This window comes from Halomonas sp. DP8Y7-3 (assembly GCF_019801675.1).
GTDB classification, from domain to species: domain Bacteria; phylum Pseudomonadota; class Gammaproteobacteria; order Pseudomonadales; family Halomonadaceae; genus Halomonas; species Halomonas litopenaei_A.
Genome location: NZ_JAHVIO010000018.1, coordinates 15,584 through 33,605, shown reverse-complemented (window position 1 = coordinate 33,605; position 18,022 = coordinate 15,584). Strand labels below are relative to the sequence as shown.

General features: G+C 62.4%; 15 protein-coding genes. 7 read left to right on the top strand and 8 right to left on the bottom strand.

The window, feature by feature from the left end; all coding sequences use genetic code 11:
• Positions 1 to 43: 43 nt before the first annotated feature.
• Both KUV86_RS16760 and KUV86_RS16755 read right to left on the bottom strand, forming a co-directional pair.
• Positions 44 to 1,012 carry a C4-dicarboxylate TRAP transporter substrate-binding protein gene (locus KUV86_RS16760; RefSeq protein ID WP_222485757.1) on the bottom strand — a complete coding sequence of 323 codons (969 nt, stop codon included), beginning with the start codon at positions 1,010 to 1,012 and terminating at the stop codon, positions 44 to 46.
• 135 nt (positions 1,013 to 1,147) lie between these two features.
• Positions 1,148 to 1,864: a GntR family transcriptional regulator gene (locus KUV86_RS16755; RefSeq protein WP_206944305.1), complete on the bottom strand. Its 717-nt coding sequence runs from the start codon at positions 1,862 to 1,864 to the stop codon at positions 1,148 to 1,150.
• 189 nt (positions 1,865 to 2,053) lie between these two features.
• On the opposite strand from KUV86_RS16755, the gene KUV86_RS16750 reads away from it, so the two are divergent.
• Positions 2,054 to 3,328 carry an AGE family epimerase/isomerase gene (locus KUV86_RS16750; protein ID WP_222485755.1) on the top strand — a complete coding sequence of 425 codons (1,275 nt, stop codon included), beginning with the start codon at positions 2,054 to 2,056 and terminating at the stop codon, positions 3,326 to 3,328.
• A 170-nt stretch (positions 3,329 to 3,498) separates the two neighbouring features.
• On the opposite strand, the gene KUV86_RS16745 is transcribed toward KUV86_RS16750, so the two are convergent.
• From KUV86_RS16745 to KUV86_RS16730, 4 genes are all read right to left on the bottom strand, one after another.
• Positions 3,499 to 4,872: a hypothetical protein gene (locus KUV86_RS16745; protein ID WP_222485753.1), complete on the bottom strand. Its 1,374-nt coding sequence runs from the start codon at positions 4,870 to 4,872 to the stop codon at positions 3,499 to 3,501.
• A gap of 765 nt (positions 4,873 to 5,637) precedes the next feature.
• On the bottom strand, positions 5,638 to 6,219 hold the full coding sequence (locus KUV86_RS16740; protein WP_206944302.1) for a manganese efflux pump MntP family protein: 582 nt from the start codon (positions 6,217 to 6,219) through the stop codon (positions 5,638 to 5,640).
• Positions 6,220 to 6,871: 652 nt separating this feature from the next.
• Positions 6,872 to 7,099 carry a hypothetical protein gene (locus KUV86_RS16735; protein ID WP_222485751.1) on the bottom strand — a complete coding sequence of 76 codons (228 nt, stop codon included), beginning with the start codon at positions 7,097 to 7,099 and terminating at the stop codon, positions 6,872 to 6,874.
• 227 nt (positions 7,100 to 7,326) lie between these two features.
• Positions 7,327 to 8,211, bottom strand: coding sequence for a LysR family transcriptional regulator (locus KUV86_RS16730; protein WP_222483697.1), 885 nt, complete (start codon positions 8,209 to 8,211; stop codon positions 7,327 to 7,329).
• Positions 8,212 to 8,316: 105 nt separating this feature from the next.
• On the opposite strand from KUV86_RS16730, the gene KUV86_RS16725 reads away from it, so the two are divergent.
• From KUV86_RS16725 to KUV86_RS16715, 3 genes are all read left to right on the top strand, one after another.
• Positions 8,317 to 9,195: a hypothetical protein gene (locus KUV86_RS16725; protein ID WP_206944297.1), complete on the top strand. Its 879-nt coding sequence runs from the start codon at positions 8,317 to 8,319 to the stop codon at positions 9,193 to 9,195.
• Between the two features lie 140 nt (positions 9,196 to 9,335).
• Positions 9,336 to 10,619 (top strand): M24 family metallopeptidase, encoded by a 1,284-nt coding sequence (locus KUV86_RS16720; RefSeq protein ID WP_206944295.1) that lies wholly within the window; start codon positions 9,336 to 9,338, stop codon positions 10,617 to 10,619.
• Positions 10,620 to 10,712: 93 nt separating this feature from the next.
• Entirely contained in the window at positions 10,713 to 12,203 is a 1,491-nt protein-coding gene (locus KUV86_RS16715) for a CoA-acylating methylmalonate-semialdehyde dehydrogenase (protein WP_222485749.1), read from the top strand.
• A 103-nt stretch (positions 12,204 to 12,306) separates the two neighbouring features.
• On the opposite strand, the gene KUV86_RS16710 is transcribed toward KUV86_RS16715, so the two are convergent.
• Positions 12,307 to 13,356, bottom strand: coding sequence for a DUF2235 domain-containing protein (locus KUV86_RS16710; RefSeq protein WP_222485747.1), 1,050 nt, complete (start codon positions 13,354 to 13,356; stop codon positions 12,307 to 12,309).
• A gap of 305 nt (positions 13,357 to 13,661) precedes the next feature.
• The gene (locus KUV86_RS16705; RefSeq protein ID WP_222485745.1) at positions 13,662 to 14,906 is read right to left on the bottom strand and encodes an amino acid deaminase; all 1,245 of its coding nucleotides are present in this window, start codon (positions 14,904 to 14,906) and stop codon (positions 13,662 to 13,664) included.
• A gap of 213 nt (positions 14,907 to 15,119) precedes the next feature.
• On the opposite strand from KUV86_RS16705, the gene KUV86_RS16700 reads away from it, so the two are divergent.
• From KUV86_RS16700 to KUV86_RS16690, 3 genes are all read left to right on the top strand, one after another.
• A complete protein-coding gene (locus KUV86_RS16700; protein WP_222485743.1) occupies positions 15,120 to 15,983 on the top strand; it encodes a MurR/RpiR family transcriptional regulator in 864 nt (287 codons plus the stop codon).
• A 1-nt stretch (position 15,984) separates the two neighbouring features.
• Positions 15,985 to 17,445 (top strand): N-acyl-D-amino-acid deacylase family protein, encoded by a 1,461-nt coding sequence (locus KUV86_RS16695; RefSeq protein ID WP_222485740.1) that lies wholly within the window; start codon positions 15,985 to 15,987, stop codon positions 17,443 to 17,445.
• A gap of 68 nt (positions 17,446 to 17,513) precedes the next feature.
• Entirely contained in the window at positions 17,514 to 17,906 is a 393-nt protein-coding gene (locus tag KUV86_RS16690; protein WP_206944283.1) for a RidA family protein, read from the top strand.
• Positions 17,907 to 18,022: the final 116 nt, after the last annotated feature.

Below are 18,022 nucleotides of genomic sequence, written 5' to 3'. Positions count from 1 at the left end.
CTGCCGAAGTCGGCAGCGGTGGACGCTTGGTATCGAAGGGGGGTTACTCGCCGGCGCTGAGCACAGGCGCGAGTTGCTCGCGCAATTCGGTCCAGCCCATGTCGTCGTAGACCGCCTGCATTTGGCTGCTGAACCGTTCGGTATCGACCTCGGCGAACTCGACGCCGGCCTCTTCCATTTCCTTGCGCACATCGGCCTGGGCGTCGACCGTCATCTGGGTGGCCTCGTCGCCGGCCTTCTTGAGCTCTTCGTCGAGCATGGTGCGCAGTTCGTCGGGTAGCTCCTGATACCAGCGCTCGGAGACCAGCAGGCCCGTCATCAGGTGGATGTGATTGGTCAGGGTGACGTTACTGGTCACTTCCTGAAGCCGCAGGCCGTGGGCGCCGGTCAACTGGGCCTCGGCGCCGTCGATGGTGCCGAGCTGGATGGCCGAGTAGATTTCCGACCAGGGCAGCGGAACCGGGGTCGCACCCATGCCCTCGATGGTCTTGATCCAGCCCGGGGAGTTGATGGTGCGGACGCGCACACCTTCCAGGTCCTCGGGACCTTCGATCGGCATCTGGGTGAACATCTGGCGGGTGCCCTGGAACCAGTTGTAGTTCATCAGGCGCATGCCGGTGTTTTCCGCCAGCAGCTCGACCCACTCGAGGTAGGGCTCGGAAGAGGTGATGCGGTCGTAGTCCTCGTGGCTATCGACCAGGTAGGGCGCAGCCAGGATCCCGAGCTCGGGTTGAAACTCGGACAGGCGGCCTGCGTCCGTCAGTACCGCGATGTTGGCGCCGTTGCGGATCTGCTCGATCATGTCGTTGTCGGCGCCGAGTTGGCTGCTGGAGAAGATGTTCAGGGTGACTTCGCCCTCGCTTCTTTGTTCGATTCGTTCGGCGGCGTTTTCCATCGCCTTGACCATGGGGTCCTGGCTGCTCTGGGCGGTGGACAGGTTCAGTTCGTAGGCCGCCAGCGCCTGGGTGCTGCTGAGGACGGCAGCGGCGAGAATGACAGACTTCTTGAGCATGTGGCGTCTCCTTGTTGCTTGTTGTTGTCGCTTCTGGTGTTGTCGTTGCTGTTGTTTCCGGGGGAGTGGCCCGGCAGGCCGCAGGACAGAGGCCGAGTGGCCCTTGCCCATGAGAGGCGTCTGCCGGGTCGATAACTAGCTGCTGTGGGTGTCCTCGAAGATCGACGAGAAACGCTGCACCATCTGGGGCAGGGAGATGAGAATCTCACTCTGATGCACCAGCATGGCCTGGCGGGCTTCGTCCTCATTTCTTCGTTCGATGGCATCGACGATATCGGCGTGTTGCTGAACCAGCTTCTCGAAGGGAGTGGTGTCGGGCACACTCAGGTAGCGCACCCGGTCGAGCTGAGCCTTGACCTCTTCGATGACGCGCCAGGCGGTTTCGTGTCCGGCACCAAGTGCGAGCACGCGGTGAAAGTCCTCGTCGAGAATGAAGAATTGGTCATACTGTCCGCTGCTGGCGCAGCGTACCTGGCGCTCGATCAGGTCTCGCAGCTCATAGATCACCTTGTCGGTGAGCCCTTGCTTGGCGGCGGAGACGCTGACCGCTGTTTCCACTGCCTCTCTGACGAAGCGTGCTTCGCGCACCGATTTCTGCGAGATGCCCACAACGTAAGTGCCGCGCTGTGGGCGAACGTCGACCAGGCCTGCTTCAGACAGGCGAATGAAGGCTTCGCGCACTGGCTGACGGCTGACGGAGAAGGCATCGGAGATCTCCTTCTCGGACAGCGCCTGCCCAGGGGCGAATTGCATCCGGATGATGGCGAGTCGTAGCACACGATAAAGTCGCTGACGCACCGATCCACCAGCAGCATCCTGTTCCCAGAGTTCAGCGATTGCGGGGGTCAGCATGGGGGCTCCTACCTGTCGTTTAGCGTTTCAGCCCTGTCGCTTCTGAGGCGTCCGGCCTTTGAGCTTTGGTCTGATATGACTTGTATGGTAGTCATACTAGGATAGCGAGAACGCGATGTCAGGCCTGGACGTATAGCACTTTGGTCTCATCTCGACACGCCGCCTTTATTCGTCACCCTGGAGGACGCCATGCCACACCCCACTTACATTGCTGCACCGGATGACTGTCTGTTGCGCACGGATGAACATCGACGCTGGCTCGCCAAGACTGGGATGCGATTGCTCGAATTCGGCGCTGCCGCCGAACACCCGCAGGGAGGCTACGGCTGGCTCGATGTCACAGGTAAGCTGGATGCCTCGCGGCCGGTAACGACCCTGCAAACGGCTCGACTCACCCATGTGTTTTCACTTGCCCACCGCCTTGGCGTGCCCTTCGCCCGTGCCAAGGTGGAGCGCGGCATTGCTGGGCTCTGGCAGCTCGCTGACGAGCAATATGGAGGCTGGTACCAGGGACAGCTGGTGCCCGGTGCACCGACTATCAAGCACGCCTACACCCACGCCTTCGTCGCCCTGGCCGCGTCGTCGGCGCACATGGCGATGGGCAGTGATGACACCCGCGAGCTGCTGGATCGGGCCATCGACGTCATCGATCGCCACTTCTGGTCGGACAGCATGGGGTTGTGTCTGGAAAGCTATGAGCGAGATTGGACGGCGCTTGACGACTATCTCGGTGCCAACAGCAACATGCACTCGGTGGAGGCCTATCTGGCGCTATGTGACGCTACCGGAGAGACACGCTGGCTTGATCGTGCCGTGGCCATTGCCGAGCGTTTTATTCACACCCATGCCCGCGAGCACGACTACCTGGTCCCCGAGCACTTCGATCGCCAGATGACGGTGCTCTACGACTTTCACAAGGACCTGCCCGCCGACCAGTTTCGGCCCTTCGGGCTGACGCCCGGTCACTCGTTGGAATGGTCGCGCCTGTTGCTCAATCTCGAAGCGTCGTGCCTCAGGCACGGACGGCCCGCGCCGGCCTGGTTGCTGCAAGACGCTGAAGGGCTGTTTGCCGCCGCCGCCAAGTACGGCTGGCAGGCCGATAGACAGCCGGGCTTTGTCTACACGCTGGACTGGGACAAGCGACCGGTGATCACCGCCCGCCGCCACTGGGTCACCAGCGAGGCGGTCGGAGCGGCGCATGCGTTGCTGGTGCGCACCGGGCGTCAGCAGTACGCCGACTGGTACGCCACCTGGTGGGCCTACATCGATCGCCACATCATCGATCACCAGCGGGGTGGCTGGATTCACGAACTCGACGAGAGCAGCCAGCCCCGTGCGCGCTACTGGCCAGAGGGCAAGCCGGACATCTACCACGCCTTCCAGGCGACCCTGCTGCCCTTGCTGCCGCTGGCGCCGACGCCGGCTACCGCTGTGAGTGACTCGCCTTGGAGAGGGCTGATATAGGCTGTGCCAATCTCCAGGAGTCTGGCCTGCATAGAGCGTCAGCGGGCTACGCTTAAACGATGTTGGTCGCCCCGTCGTCGCTGCCGCAAGCTCTAGCATCAGTGCTCGTCAGACCGGACGGAACCTGGTGTTTGGGACGCGGGGGACTCGGCTAGAGGGAGCAATGCGTCTCAGGGCATCTGGTCAGCGCGGGAGCCGAGTAGGGTGCGGCTGCCGAAAGCGCGAGGGGACTGGTTCTCATCAAGCTGTTCGCCAGTAAAGTGGGTACCGGCAGTGCTATTGCTCCCTGTCGAGCTCCCGAGTCCAAGTATTGGCACTACCATGACCCAGTCGAGCCCAGCGGCGATGGGGGCAAGGCCCATGCCGTCACCCAGTGACAGCACGGCATCACTGAGTTCATCGACCGGACGAGCCGCCATGGGCGCCTGAATCACGGTGTTCGTCAGACGTTCAACGCCTGCCATGTGGGCGTCGGTGATCGGCGCCAGGCTACCGCCCGCGCGCTGAGCCAGCTGCCAGGTGCTGGCGTCGGCCCAGGCCAGGCCTTCGGCGACGGTGCTGACGGTTGGCAGAACCGTCTGGCCGGTGGAGCTTAGCCGGCCGTCGAGCTGACCTAACAGCGTGACGCCGTCGCTGAGTGAGCTGGACAGGGGTAGGCCGTCCAGGCGTCTCGACACGTCACGGCTCTCGTCGACGAGACCTTGGATACCGTGAAGCGTGGTCTGCGTCTCGTCGATGATCGCGGTCAGGCTGGTCGCCAGCTCACCCAGCTGCTGTGCGGGGGCAAGCGTGTCCGTGACGCTATCCTGTAGTCGCTGACTGGGCCGCGACAGCTGGCCCCCAATATCACGGTTCACGCCCGTCAGCTCGACCGCCAGGGTATTGCTCAGGGTAGTGCGTCCCAGCAGCGCGGTAGCCGCAAGCGTACTTTTGTCGTCACTGCCGACGCTGTCCACCAGGCCGATGACGGCTTGCTCATCCAGCCTGGGAATACCGCTATGACGCGACACGCTGCGGGCTGCGACGCCGGCGAGACCGTTATCATTGTGCTGTCCTCCCAGGACGATACCTGCCAGGCTGACCCATTCGCCGGTGCGGCTCAGCACGCTGCCACTTCCCTCCTTTAGGGCGTCTCCTCCTGCCACGAGCAGGTCTGCTGCCAGTCCGGGCAGCAACAGCGAGTCGGTAGTGATCAGTAAAGGCTCCAGTCCGGCCTGTAGCACGTCTGCCACCTGGGCGGTGAGTGAGCGCTCCAGACGTCCTTGCTGTTCGGCGAGATAGAGGTCCTGTTCCCCGAATCCCAAGGCATGCCCGATACGTTGGCCGTAGCGATCCAGTGACAGTACGCGGGTGATCCGGTCATCAAAGCGGTGCAGCAGGGGAAGTGACGCCAGGGTATCCACCGCGCTGTCGATAACATCAAGTGAGCTTTCCAGATAGTCAGCCGAGCTATGCACAGCCTGCTGCGCCCCCATGCTGAGGTGATCGACACCAACGGAGTTGGCGACATCGACTCCCTGGGAGACCAGGCTGGCGCTGGCCATACGAGCGACGGACTGGCTGACCAGCGTCGAAGAGGCGTGAGCCGATGATGACAGGGCAGGCGATGCTAAGGATGGTGATGCCAGGGCCGAGGGAGACAGGGCCGAGGGAGACAGGGCCGAGGGTGACAGCGATGCAGATACAACCTGCACGGACTCTGACGCGCTGGCCTGTGCAGGGGGCACCGAAGGATAGTAAGCCTGTTGCGGTTGTCGGTCAGGCGACGAGCCGGCGCAGCCTGACAGCAGGCCTGCCGACAGAATAACCGGAAGGGGAGAAAGTCGTGGGATAGCCTTGCGGATCCACCGTTGGGGTATCAGCAAGGCCTTGATCTGTCGTATTGGGTGAAATAGCACAGACTCAGACCTAGCGGTATCTCACAGCAGAGTATCGAGAAACCGCGCCTTGGCGTGCGCAACCTGTGCTGATTTGGCTTCTTTGTGGAAGAGGGCGGGGCTAGTGAGGGGCGAGCGCGTGGCTAGTGAGGGGCAAGCTCGGGACTAGTGAGGGGCAAGCTCGGGACGAGTGAGTGATTAGTGAGAGACGAGTGGGAGACTAGTTAGGTACTGCAGGATCACTGAGCCAGCGAAAACCAAGGCAGTTAGGCCACGGCCAAAACCCTTCCAGGCACCCGGCGCTCTGTTGTGACCAGGGCTATGACATTCGCTTTGACGGATGGCCGGTGCAGCCTCAGCTAAAAACAGCGAATTGGCGAAGCAGGCATTTATGCAGGGTGTCCCTTGCCGCTGTTTCAGCCAAGCGGGACGTTATCCCAGTAAGTGGTGGTGCAGGGTCGTTGCACCGATGCCGATCAGTACCAGACCGCCGATAATTTCTGCTCGTGGGCCAACGGCCTTGCCGAGCTTGCGACCTAACAGCATGCCCAAGGTCGCCATCAGCGTTGTGGCCGCGCCTATCGTCAATGCGGTGATCCAGATATTGGCTTCCATAAAGGCCAGGCCGACACCGACGGCCATGGCGTCGAGGCTGGTGGTGACGGCGGTCGCGATGATCAGCCACCAGCGGGTACGGTCAGTGGTGGCGCCGCAGTCGCAGCTGGCACAGTCCTTTGCCCTGGGCATCAAGCCGCTCTGGATCATCTTTCCACCGAGGGCCAGCAGCAGGAAGAAGATGATCCAATGATCCCAGTCACGAATGGTCTCATGAGCGCTGGAACCGAGCATCCAGCCGATAATCGGGGTGGTGGCCTCCACCAGGCCGAACATCAACCCTGTCTGCAGGGCCACGATAAAACGCAGCCGTCGCACGCAGGCCCCTTTGCTGACAGACGCGGCGAAGGCATCTGACGACAGGGAGAAAGCCAGCAGCAGGGTGGAGGTCGGATTCATGGTGACTCTTTAATAGCAGTGACTGTGGTAAATGATGGCAACGTTATCGTGCTTTTTATGGGCAGAATGGCAGCTGTGTGATGGCGGCCATGACCGTTGTTAAAACTCCAGTATCGTAGCGCTTTTCGTGCCTATGGCCTCTGCTGATGTCTGCGATGACGCGTTGTGAGTCATGCTCGCTGACGAAAGCCACTTGAGAAGCGCCCGTTGGATAAGCCTTTTGGGATAGCCCGTTGAGAAAGCCCGATGGCACAAGCCCGTCCAACAACGTCATCGAAAAAAATGACTCAGACACGCGCCTTTCGGCTATCACTGCCATAGCGACATTGCATGGGATATTAGCGTCTTGTTGACAGGATGCAACTCTTTACCAAGGCTGCAAGATTAAGCTAAAACAAAGACCTATAGCTTCGGCTATACGTTATAGGAAAGGCAGGGAAGGGGCGGAATAGTCCCATGGTCAGGTGGTCAGAAGTAGCAGAATGCGGCGAAGAAAGGAACGCAAGGGGCGGCAGGTGAAGCCGGCCGAAGAGGGTGGTAGCGACGCTCATGTGCAGAAGGTGATTCAGTAGTATGCGCAAAGATGTTTTCTATACGGGTGGCAGTATTGCTTGCACGAGTGACATGCATCTGGGCAGCGCTTGTCTGCCTGCTAGTCCTTTAACGCATCTTCCAACATCTTGACGATGACCAGCCCAGGCTTTGCGGGCAGATGGTCGCCGGCGTAGTGACGTATGCTGGTGACACTGTCTCTCAGCTTTCTATGGCGATCCTTCAGCCGGGCAAGCTCCTCAGCCATTTCGCCCCGGTCACCCTGCGCTGGAGAGGCCTCTGTGGAGGGTTGGCCGCCGCTGGCGGTATCGTTGCGACTTGCAGTCACTGTTAACTCCCGACCGTTTTTCAGGTCAAGTGAAAGGTGCGCGCGAAGGCGAGCACACCTGCTGAGGGCACTGTGACATGGTCCATGTCGCTTCGACATAGTGATCAGGAGGTAGCTTGCCTGAAGAAGCGAGGTAACGGCGCTGGCATCCCCCTCGTGGTCGGATGGATGGCAGGCCGCAGGCGGCACATGGTGGCCGCCGTGACGCCTTGTTTGTCGCTGGCGGTCTATGGCGCCGGATCGTGGAACTCGGGCACGGCGACGGCATCGTTATGCGTCACGATTTCCTCCAGCTGCTGGCAAAAGGTACTGAAGGCGTCGCTGGCGTGACCCGGACGGCGATGCATCTCAATTTCAACCTGGCCGAGAGCCGGCAGACCGTGGGCGTCATCCAGAATCCGGCAGCCCTCGGGAACGCTGCGGGGCGTCTTGACGGTCACGGCCAGGCCTGCTTGAACGGGCAGGTTGATGCCAGTCGGTGATTGGCTCGAGTAGCGCAACTCCCAGGCGCGTTCCTGCTTGCCCAGGGCCGCCAGGGCATGGGCTCTGAAGATGCACCCTTCAGGGTTGAGGGCGAGCGGCAGGCGCCGGCCGCGGGTAGGGTCTGCTCCTTGGGCGGCAACCCACACCATCGGCTCCCACCCAAGCAGCTGGCCGGACTGGGTAGGGCCATGGCGAATCGAGAGCACCACGTCCAATAGCCCCTGCTGGAAGCTATCCACCAGGCCAGCACTGATGCCGCAGATGACCTCGATACGTGTGCTGGGATAAGCCTCTGCAAAGCGTGGCAGCAGCTCCGGCAGGTAGGCGCTGGCCTGTTCTTCCGAGGTACCAAAGCGAATCTTTTCACCCTGCTGATGATCTCCCAGCGCGGCTTTGGCCTCATCTTCCAGGGTCAGCATGTGTCGGGCATAGGGCAGCAGGCGCTCCCCGTCCGCCGTCAGCAGTACGCTGCGACTGGTGCGCTCGAACAGCGACTTGTGCATCTGGTCCTCCAGTCGCTTGATCTGCAGGCTGACGGCGGACTGGGTGCGATGCAGCACTCGTCCTGCGGCGCTGAAGCCTTGGCACTCGGCCACGGTGACGAAGGCGCGGAGCAGGTCTGTGTCCATGATTAATGAGCCTTTGAAATAAGTAGTATCTCAACCATTCATTTCTATTATGGAGAGCCGCTCCCTATCCTGTCCAGCAACACACCAGACAGGCAGGAGCTTCTCATGCAGGCCACCGATGCGCCCACCACGTCCTCGCTGGACGGTCTGATCGACCTTGAGCACTACCCGATTCATGACCTGGACGGCGAGTCCGGCCGGGCGCTGATCCAGCGCTGTCACGCTCAGCTGGCCGACGACGGCTGCGTGGTGCTCAAGAACTTCGTGCCGGCCGATGCGCTGGCGCGGCTGGAGCGCGAGACCGAAAGGCTCTCACCGGATGCTCACTACAATCAGACCGAAACGAATCCCTACAACAACGCCGGGGATCCCGAGCGGCCCGCGTCGCATCCGCTTAATCGCTTCGACGATCGCACCAACGGCTTTGTCGCCGGTGACCGCATCGGTGAAGACACGATCATTCGTCAGGTCTACCAGCATCCGGACTTCCAGCGCTTTATCGCCACCGTGGTGGGCATGGAGGAGATTCATCAGTATGCCGACCCGCTGGCGGACCTGGTGGTCAATGTGCTGAGAGAGGGCTGCCAGCATCCGTGGCATTACGACACCAACGAATTCATCGTCACCATGATGACTCGCCAGTCCCACGGCGGTGGGCGCTTCGAGTACGCCCCCGGCATTCGTAGTCCTGAAGGCGAGAGCTTCGAAGAGGTCGAAAAGGTGCTGGATGGCGATCGCTCGCGTCTCAAGGCGCTGGATCTGCAGCCGGGTGACCTGCAGGTCTTCTTTGGCCGCTACTCTCTGCATCGCGTGACGCCGGTGGAAGGCCAGAAAGAGCGCCACACCGTGATCTTCGCCTACGCCAAGGAGCCGGGTTTCATCGGCCGCCCAGAGCGCGCCCAACGTATTTTCGGCCGTATGGCGCCGATTCACGAGACCCTCCTGAAGGAAGGCATGAATCGTACCGATTCCCTGGCGGATTAAGCGTGGAGTGCGGCGGCCGGGTTCTAGCTGAGCGTCTCAGAGCCCTGTCCCAGAGAGCCCCGTCCCAGAGAGCCCGTCCATAGAGCTCCGGACAGGCCGCACCCAGCGTGATTTTCTGCCCGTTTGAACAGGACCCTGACATGAGCATCGTCGACTTCGACAACCTTACCGACAACGAACCGGATCACATTCCCGTAGTGCCATCAGCGCCGATGGCCAACGGCGATAGCATCCCAACGGCGTTTGACCCGAAACAGCTGCGCGCCGGGCGCCTGGCGCGGCTGCGCGCGACGATGGCGGAGCAAGGCTACGCCGCCATGGTACTGTTCGACCCCAACAACCAGCGCTATGCCACCGGGTCGCGCAACATGTTCGGCTACTTCCTGCGCAACTCGACCCGCTACATCTATGTGCCCCTGGAAGGGCCGGTGATCCTGTTCGAATACCCGGGCAGCGCCCACGTCTCTACCTGGCTCGAGACCATCGATGAATCGCGCACGTCCAAGGTGGTGTGGTCCGCCGTCAATCAGCGCGACAACCTCTCTTCGGACCCCTTCGGTGTGGAGATCGCCGAGCTGATCGAAGAGCACGGGCGCGGCAACCGCAAGATCGGGCTGGATCGCTGTGCGCTCAACCTGGCCCGTTCGCTCGAGGCCCAGGGGCTAGAGGTCTTCGACTGCATGCAGGATACCCTGCACTGTCGGCGCATCAAGACCCCGGAAGAGATCGCCTGTCTGGCCCAGTCCATGGCCGGCAGCGAGGCGGCAGTCGCTGAGGTTGAAGCCGCGATCAAGCCCGGCATCACCGAGAACGAACTGTTCGCGGTCATGTACGGCAACGTTATCCGCCAGGGCGGCGAATTCATCGAGACCCGTCTGCTGTCCTCCGGCCCACGCACCAACCCCTGGTTCAATGAGGCCAGTGACCGGGTCATCCGTCCGGGCGAGCTGGTGGCGCTGGACACCGATACCATCGGTTGTCACGGCTACTATTCGGACTTTTCGCGTACCTTCCACGTCGGCCCGAATCGCCCCAGCGCCTACCAGAAGGAGCTGTATCGGATGGCCTACGACCAGGTGCACCACAATATGGGCATCCTGAAGCCAGGTATAAGCTATCGCGAGATCGCCGAGCAGGCCTGGAAGATCCCCGAGCGTTTCTTGGACCGTCGCTACCCCTCCATCATTCACGGCGTCGGCATGCACGGTGAAACGCCGCTGGTCGCCCACCATATGGACTTTGATCGCTTCTCCAAGGATGGCGTACTTGAGCCAGGCATGGTGGTGTCCGTGGAGAGCTACATCGGCGAGGTGGGCGCCGCCGACGGGGTCAAGCTGGAAGAAGAGGTGCTGATCACCGACACCGGCGTCGAAAAGCTGTCCCGCTATCCCTTCGACGAGGCGCTGCTCGATCGGCAGTTCTGAGCCGCACCATCTGCGAACCATGCTGCGCCGGGCCCCCTATGAGATGGCCGCCCGGCGCTGACGCCTTGTAAGAAAGTCATATCGAGAGTTTTGATGAAAGACGTGAATCATTGGATCGGCGGTGAGTCACAGCCGTCACAGCGCCATCTGGATGTCATCAACCCGGCCACCGCCGAGCCGGTCGGCCGTGTCGCCCTGGGCGACGCTGCCACCGTCGAGCGTGCCATCGAGGCGGCCCGCCGCGCCCAGCCTGCCTGGCGCGACACCCCGCCGGCCAAGCGCGCCCAGGTGATGTATCGCTTCAAGATGCTGCTGGAGCGCGACGCCGACGAGATCTGCGCGCTGGTCAGCGAAGAGCACGGCAAGGTGCTGGAAGACGCCATGGGCGAGCTCAAGCGCGGTATCGAGAACGTCGAGTACGCCTGCGGCGTGCCGGAGCTGCTGAAGGGGGAATATTCCCACAACGCGGGACCGGCCATCGACACCTGGTCGAATCATCAGCCGCTGGGTATCGTGGCAGGCATCACGCCGTTCAACTTCCCGGCCATGGTGCCGCTGTGGATGTATCCGATGGCGCTGGCCTGCGGCAACGCCTTTATCCTCAAGCCTTCTGAGCAGGTGCCGTCGGCGGCGCTCAAGATGGCCGAGCTGCTGGCCGAAGCCGGACTGCCCAATGGTCTGTTCAGCGTGGTGCATGGCGACCGGGAGGTGGTCGAAGCGCTGATTGATACCCCGGATGTCAAGGCGGTGTCCTTCGTCGGCTCGACCCCTGTGGCCAAGGCCATCTATCAGCGTGGCGCCGAGAACGGCAAGCGCGTGCAGGCGCTCGGGGGTGCCAAGAACCACGCCGTGGTGCTGCCCGATGCCGACCTGGATAACGCGGCCAGTACCTTGATCGGGGCCGCTTACGGCAGCGCTGGCGAGCGCTGCATGGCGATCAGCGTGGCGGTGTGTGTCGGCGATGACACCGCCGATAGGTTGGTGCAACGGCTGTCCCAGCAAGCCCGTGAGCTCAAGATCGGTGCTGGCACCGAGCCTGGCCTCGACATGGGAGCCCTGGTCAATGCGGGCCATCGCGACAAGGTGGCGGGCTATATCCAGCAGGGTGTCGACGAGGGCGCCGAACTGATCGTGGATGGCCGTGAGCATCCGCTGGTGGCCGCTTCACCGGGGTACTTTCTCGGCGCTAGCCTGCTCGACCGGGTAACGCCGGAGATGAGCGTCTATCGTGACGAGATCTTCGGACCGGTGCTGTGTGTTGTCCGCGTGGCAAGCTTCGATGAGGCCATTGCGCTGATCAACGCTCATCAGTACGGCAACGGTACTTGTGTGTTTACCCGGGATGGTGAGGCAGGGCGGCGCTTCGCCGATGCCATCGAGGTGGGCATGGTCGGCATCAATGTGCCGCTGCCGGTACCGGTAGCCTTTCACAGCTTTGGCGGATGGAAAGAGTCGCTGTTTGGTGACCTTCACGCCTACGGCCCCGACGCGGTGCGCTTCTACACCCGGCGCAAGGCGATTTCGCAGCGCTGGCCCAGCCAGCGCCAGAAGGAGCAGGCTCAGTTCAACTTCCCCTCGCACTGAGCTCTCGCCTAACGAGCCCCAGGTCGCGGGCTCGTGAGCCAAGCGCCCATCCCATCCGGTGGGCGCTTGGCGTTTCAGAGATGCCCTGCTGGCTGACGTCGATTCAAGGGGAACGTGAGCGGTGCGACAGGCTGGGGTGGAAGGCATTGCGTGGCCGGTAGTGTGGCAGCACCGTCTGGCGCTCGGCGACGCTGGCATGCAGGCACTCGTTACCGAAGCGAGCAAAGCCGACAGGCCTCAGGTAGCGCAGCGGGGATACCAATTGGTAGAGGTGTGACAGAAACAGGGCGTAGGAGTCGACGATGTCATCGTCACGGGGCGGCGCTCCCAACAGCGGTCGGCTGTGTGGCGCCAGTGTCAGGCCATGGAGTGCAGCACGCGTCATCATCCAGTCAAGGCTGATATCAGAGAGTGCGCGCTGCTCGACGCCACCCCCTACATTCGAGTGGGCGCCTGGAAACCAGGCCTGTTCCAGCGTGGCGGTCGTGGTCTGCGGCGACCACAGGGTCGGCGCGAAGGCCTCGCGATGTTCGTCGATGGCCAGCGCCTGATAGGCATGACGGACCAAAGGGCTCAGCCTGGTATCGTGAAACTCGAACAGTCGTCGGTTGAAGTTGGCAAAGCTCCTCAGGGGAATGCCGAGACTGCCCACCGTGTCCCACACCCCGATCATGTGAATGTCTGGCATCCAGGTATAGCGTGAGGCAAAGCGCTTGGCTTCGGCGGAGTGCGGCCCCCGTCGGCGATCGCGATAGAGCCTGTACGCCCTGCACGCCAGCTGACGGTGGGCGGGCCTCAACAGCCCTGTGGTGTGAAGCAGCCCACTAAGGCTGCGTGCCGTGTAGGCGCCCCTGCTGAAGCCGAAGAGAAACAGTCGGTCGCCCGGTCGCAGAAGGTCGATGAGTTCGACATAGGCGTCGAGCAGAATGTCGGAAAGACCTAGCCCCGTGGCTCCCGACACCAGTCGCTCGTACCAGCGGCGACCGCTACCCACGCCCCGGTAGTAGCGAGTTATCGTGCCGCCCTCGGCCATGGGGTTCTCGAGCACCGCCTGGTACAGGCGACTCACGTTGGTATTGGTATCCCCATCCTGCAGGTCCGTGTCTGGCACCTGCCAGGTGCCATCGAAAAACAACGCCACGTTCTTGGCCATCGACCTTCCTTGCTCTCGCTGGCGGCGCCCGGAAAACGCCCGGTCATCGCTGTCAGTGTACGTGCAGGTGGCGGCGTCGACCTTGCGCCAGGACCAGCAGGCGGGCGAACGGGCCTAGATTGAACGGTTGGGCATAGGAGAAACGGCTGGGCATAGGAGAAACGGCTGGGCATAGGAGAAGGGAAGGTCAGGCGTTGTTGCACCGCACGAGGGGGATATGAAGGGAGAGGAACAGATGGTGCCAGCGAGAAAGCGACGGCGGCCGTGTGGCCGCCGTCGCTACTTGGTCGCCGGATGCGCGCTGGTCAGAAACGCGTTTCCCAGGTCTCCACCACTTCCAGCTGGTCATCGACGAGATGCAGCTGACGCCACTTGTCGAAGGTCATGCAAGGATGCGACGCGCCGAAGGCTAGGACGTCACCGATGCGCACGTCAGCAGCGTCGGCCGGGAGTTCGATAAAGGTATGCTGGTCCATCTGCTTGATGACCTTCCAGCCGTCTACCGACAGCGTCTGGTCGGTAGGCCCGCCTTCCCGGTAGCGGCGCAGCGCTTCCGGGACCAGGTCGAAGCCGATATCGCGCTTGCCCATGGCCACGATAGCCATGCCTGGCTCCGGCAGGGACTGCACCTGGGCAAACACCTCTAGTGCGGGCTCGAGGCCCTGATGAAGGTCCTTGCGGCGGGACAGAACGCCGGCCTGGGCCTCCCGGTAAATACCGTGGTCATGGACGACGTAGCAGCCCGGACGCAACACCGGGGTGAACTTGCCGTCCAACCCGCCGTCACGGAACTCTTCGGCGATCAGGTCATACCAGGCAGACCCTGAGGCGGTGACGATGGGCAGATCGCGCTCGATCAATCCTTCACTCGCCAGTTGCTTGACGTTGGCGATGAGCCGCTTGGCGTAGCGTCGAATCCCGGCGATGGGATCGTCACCGTGCACGACCCCTTCATAGCCTTCCAGACCGGCCAGAGCGATGCCGGGCAAGGCCTTGGCCCTGCGTGCCAGCTCGACTACCTCGGCATCGTCACGCAGGCCGCACCTTCCCCCTTCGACACCTACCTCAATCAGGATATTCAGGGTGATGCCAGCGTCACCAAAAAAAGTGCCTAATTGATCCAGGTTCTCCGCACTGTCGACGGTCACGAAGAGTTCGGCGCCTGCGCGGATCAGGTCGGCGGCGATGGCCATGTTCGCCTGGCCCACCATCTGGTTGGCCACCAGCAGCCGATTGACCCCCTCGGCAAAGGCGGCGCGGCACTGTGGCAGTGTGGCAAGGGTGATGCCCCAGGCACCGGCATCGAGCTGACGACGAAACAGCTCAGGCGTCATCGTGGTCTTGCCGTGGGGCGCAAGCTCAGCCCCGTGTTGGCGGGCAAACTGCTGCATCCAGTCCAGGTTATGTGCCAGCGGGCGCTGATGAATGACCGCAGCGGGCAGGCTGACATCCGCCAGCAATCCACGACCGGTTTCCAGCGTGCCCTTGTGGGACCCCTTGGTATCCAGTGCCGCGGCGGAGTGCGCAGATGAGTGAGACGACAGTGACATGAGGATTCTCCTGAGAGCTGAGCGAAGGTCATGTTACGCCGGGCGTGGCCATTGGCAACCGATGAAAATTGACCTGACTACGACCTTTGTAGGAAATTTTCATAAAACTATGGATTGATGTTAGAAACTAACATAGCGTAATGACAACACCGATAGCGAGCCCTTTCGATGGGCTTATTGACCTGCCATCGCGGTAACGGCTAGGAGCCTGTCATGAGTCAGCAGATCGACATCCTGTCCCGAATCACTGCCCTTGTCGGGTCGCTGAGCGACTCGGAGCGCAAGGTGGCGGAGTTGATCTTCGAGGATATCGACTTCGTGGCCGAGGCCAGCATCACCGACATCGCCAGACGCTCTGGTGTCAGTGATGCCACCGTGACGCGCTTTGCGCGATCCGTGGGCTGCGACAACGTGCGCGATCTCAAGCTGCGCCTGAATCGAGCGCTGGCGGCAGGTCGCCGTTTCATCGAGGACGCCGACCCGGCGCGGGGCCCTGCTGCGATATACGACGTTGCCACCCAGACGCTGGCGATCAATCGCGAGCTGTTGCTCGAGGCGGACATTGCCGGCGCGGTGGAGCGACTGGACCAGGCACGTCAGATCCTGGCCTTCGGCTGCGGCGGAGGCTCAAGCGTGATGTGCCAGGAGCTGCAGTTTCGGCTGATGCGCCTCGGCTACCCGGTCAGTGCCTATCCTCATGGCCTGGTCCCGCGCATGGTCGCCGCCACCTTGGATCCCGATGATGTGGTGGTCGTGCTGTCGGTGTCTGGTTATACCCCGGAGATGGTCGAGTCGGCTCAGATTGCCAGTCAATACGGAGCCCAGGTCATCGCCCTAACCGCTGTTGGTTCGCCCCTGGCCGCAGCGGCTGATGTTGTGTTGCCTATCGCCACCCGAGAAACCGATTTCATTCTTCACCCTTCGGCGTCGCGCTACGCACTGATGGCCGCGATTGACGTACTGGCGCTGGAACTGGCCATGCGTCATCGCGACCAGGCGCGTGCCAAGCTGCGGCGATTGAAGATTGCACTGGATGACCATCGTGGCGGCGACAATCGTCAGCCACTGGGAGACTGATATGCAGCATGACCTCTTGATCCGTGGCGCCACCCTGCTGGACGGCACTGGCGCCGACCCTTTCATCGCCGATGTGGCCATCAAGGGCGACCGCATCGTGGCGCTGGGGCAGTTGGCGGGACACGAGGCTCTCGACGTCATCGAGGCGCAAGGTCTGACCCTCACGCCTGGGTTTATCGACGTTCACACCCACGATGACACCAATGTGGTGCGCACCCCTGACATGCTGCCCAAGCTAAGCCAGGGGGTGACCACCGTGGTGGTGGGCAATTGTGGCATCAGTGCCTCTCCGGTCCAGCTGGCAGGTAGCGACGTGCCGGACCCCATGAACCTGCTGGGTGAGGCCGACGACTTCGTCTATCCCACCTTTGCCGCCTATGCCCAGGCCGTCGAACAGGCGGCGCCGGCCATCAATGTCGCCGCGCTGGTGGGGCACACCAGCCTGCGCTCTCAAGTCATGCAGGACCTCGAGCGACCCGCCAGCGAGGAAGAGATTGCTGCCATGCGCGCATCTCTCGAGCAAGCCCTTGCCGAAGGAGCGATCGGGATGAGCACCGGGCTTGCCTATCGCAACGCCCGCCAGGCGCCGAGTGCCGAAGTGGCGGCATTGGTGCGTGCGGTCAGCGCTGCAGGGGGCATCTATACCACCCATCTGCGTGACGAGTTCGCCGGTCAGGCCGAGGCCATGGACGAAGCCTTCGCCACCGCTCGTGACGCCAGCGCACCCTTGGTGATCTCTCACTTGAAGTGTGCCGGCGCCGGTAACTGGGGGCAGGCACCAAGGGCGCTGTCTCAGCTGACCGATGCGGCCACCCAGCAGCGGGTGCACTGCGATTGCTACCCCTATACCGCGGGTTCGTCGACGCTGGACCTGGGCCAGGTCACGGATGAAATCGAGATCACCATTACCTGGTCGAAACCGCATCCCGAGCAGGCGCGCCGGCCACTGGCGGCGATTGCCGCCGACTGGGAGGTGTCACTGCTGGAGGCGGCCAAGCGGCTGCAGCCGGCGGGAGCGGTCTACCACAACATGTGTGAAGAGGATATGCGCCAGGTACTGGCGCACCCGCTGACCATGGTCGGCTCGGATGGCCTGCCCAATGATCCTCATCCCCACCCGCGTCTGTGGGGCGCCTTTCCCCGCGTCCTCGCCCATTACAGCCGGGACTTGGCGTTGATGGCGCCCGCCGAGGCGGTGCGCAAGATGACCGGGCTCTCCGCTGCCACCTTTGGCCTTGAAGATCGCGGAGTGATTCGCCAGGGAGCGTTCGCTGACCTGGTGTTGCTGGACCTGGAACGATTGGACGACAGCGCTACCTATGACCAACCCAAGACGCCCGCACAAGGCATTCTGCGGGTGTGGGTCAATGGCCACACGGCCTATACCGAGGGCAGGGCCTCGAACGAACGTAACGGACGCATGTTGCGTCGAAGCGTGCGCCTGGAGGCGACGCCACTGTAGCGAGCGCTTCGCCAAGGAACGCTCAACATATCAAGAGTTTGCATCTGTACCTGACAGGAGAGTGAAAGATGAGCATCAAGCGTTATGGCGCCGAGGGAGGCGTAGGCACCGGTGGACAGAAACTGCCGTTCTCCCGGGCCGTCGAGGCGGGGGGCTGGCTCAAGGTGTCTGGCCAGACACCCATGACCGACGGTGAAGTGGTGGAAGGCGGCATCATCGAGCAGAGCCGACTGGCCTTCGAGAATGCACTGACCATCGCTCGTGAGGCGGGGTACGACATCGAACACGTGGTGCACGTGACCGCGGTGCTGACCGATGCCCGCTACTTCCAGTCGTTCAACAAGGTCTTTGCGGAGTACTTCAAGGATCACCCGCCGGCACGTATCTGCAGCGTTCAGGACCTGGTGGTGGACTGCAAGGTCGAGGTCGACCTGACGTGCTATCGCGCTGACCGGGCCTGAATAAGGAAGGTGATCAGGGGATAACCAGGGGCGAGCGGCAACTCGTCCTGGGCAGGATGCCCGCATCGCAGTGAAGGAGGGCGCCGGGTCCCGGCAAGGACCCGACGCCAGGCTCA

What these genes read in the sequence shown, in the direction of transcription:
- KUV86_RS16695 (WP_222485740.1), top strand. Translation starts at nt 15,985, where the DNA reads ATGCAGCATGACCTCTTGATCCGTGGCGCCACCCTGCTGGACGGCACT.
- KUV86_RS16700 (WP_222485743.1), top strand. Translation starts at nt 15,120, where the DNA reads ATGAGTCAGCAGATCGACATCCTGTCCCGAATCACTGCCCTTGTCGGG.
- KUV86_RS16750 (WP_222485755.1), top strand. Translation starts at nt 2,054, where the DNA reads ATGCCACACCCCACTTACATTGCTGCACCGGATGACTGTCTGTTGCGC.
- KUV86_RS16755 (WP_206944305.1), bottom strand. Translation starts at nt 1,864, where the DNA reads ATGCTGACCCCCGCAATCGCTGAACTCTGGGAACAGGATGCTGCTGGT.
- KUV86_RS16745 (WP_222485753.1), bottom strand. Translation starts at nt 4,872, where the DNA reads ATGGCCAGCGCCAGCCTGGTCTCCCAGGGAGTCGATGTCGCCAACTCC.
- KUV86_RS16710 (WP_222485747.1), bottom strand. Translation starts at nt 13,356, where the DNA reads ATGGCCAAGAACGTGGCGTTGTTTTTCGATGGCACCTGGCAGGTGCCA.
- KUV86_RS16705 (WP_222485745.1), bottom strand. Translation starts at nt 14,906, where the DNA reads ATGTCACTGTCGTCTCACTCATCTGCGCACTCCGCCGCGGCACTGGAT.
- KUV86_RS16715 (WP_222485749.1), top strand. Translation starts at nt 10,713, where the DNA reads ATGAAAGACGTGAATCATTGGATCGGCGGTGAGTCACAGCCGTCACAG.
- KUV86_RS16720 (WP_206944295.1), top strand. Translation starts at nt 9,336, where the DNA reads ATGAGCATCGTCGACTTCGACAACCTTACCGACAACGAACCGGATCAC.
- KUV86_RS16740 (WP_206944302.1), bottom strand. Translation starts at nt 6,219, where the DNA reads ATGAATCCGACCTCCACCCTGCTGCTGGCTTTCTCCCTGTCGTCAGAT.
- KUV86_RS16725 (WP_206944297.1), top strand. Translation starts at nt 8,317, where the DNA reads ATGCAGGCCACCGATGCGCCCACCACGTCCTCGCTGGACGGTCTGATC.
- KUV86_RS16730 (WP_222483697.1), bottom strand. Translation starts at nt 8,211, where the DNA reads ATGGACACAGACCTGCTCCGCGCCTTCGTCACCGTGGCCGAGTGCCAA.
- KUV86_RS16760 (WP_222485757.1), bottom strand. Translation starts at nt 1,012, where the DNA reads ATGCTCAAGAAGTCTGTCATTCTCGCCGCTGCCGTCCTCAGCAGCACC.
- KUV86_RS16690 (WP_206944283.1), top strand. Translation starts at nt 17,514, where the DNA reads ATGAGCATCAAGCGTTATGGCGCCGAGGGAGGCGTAGGCACCGGTGGA.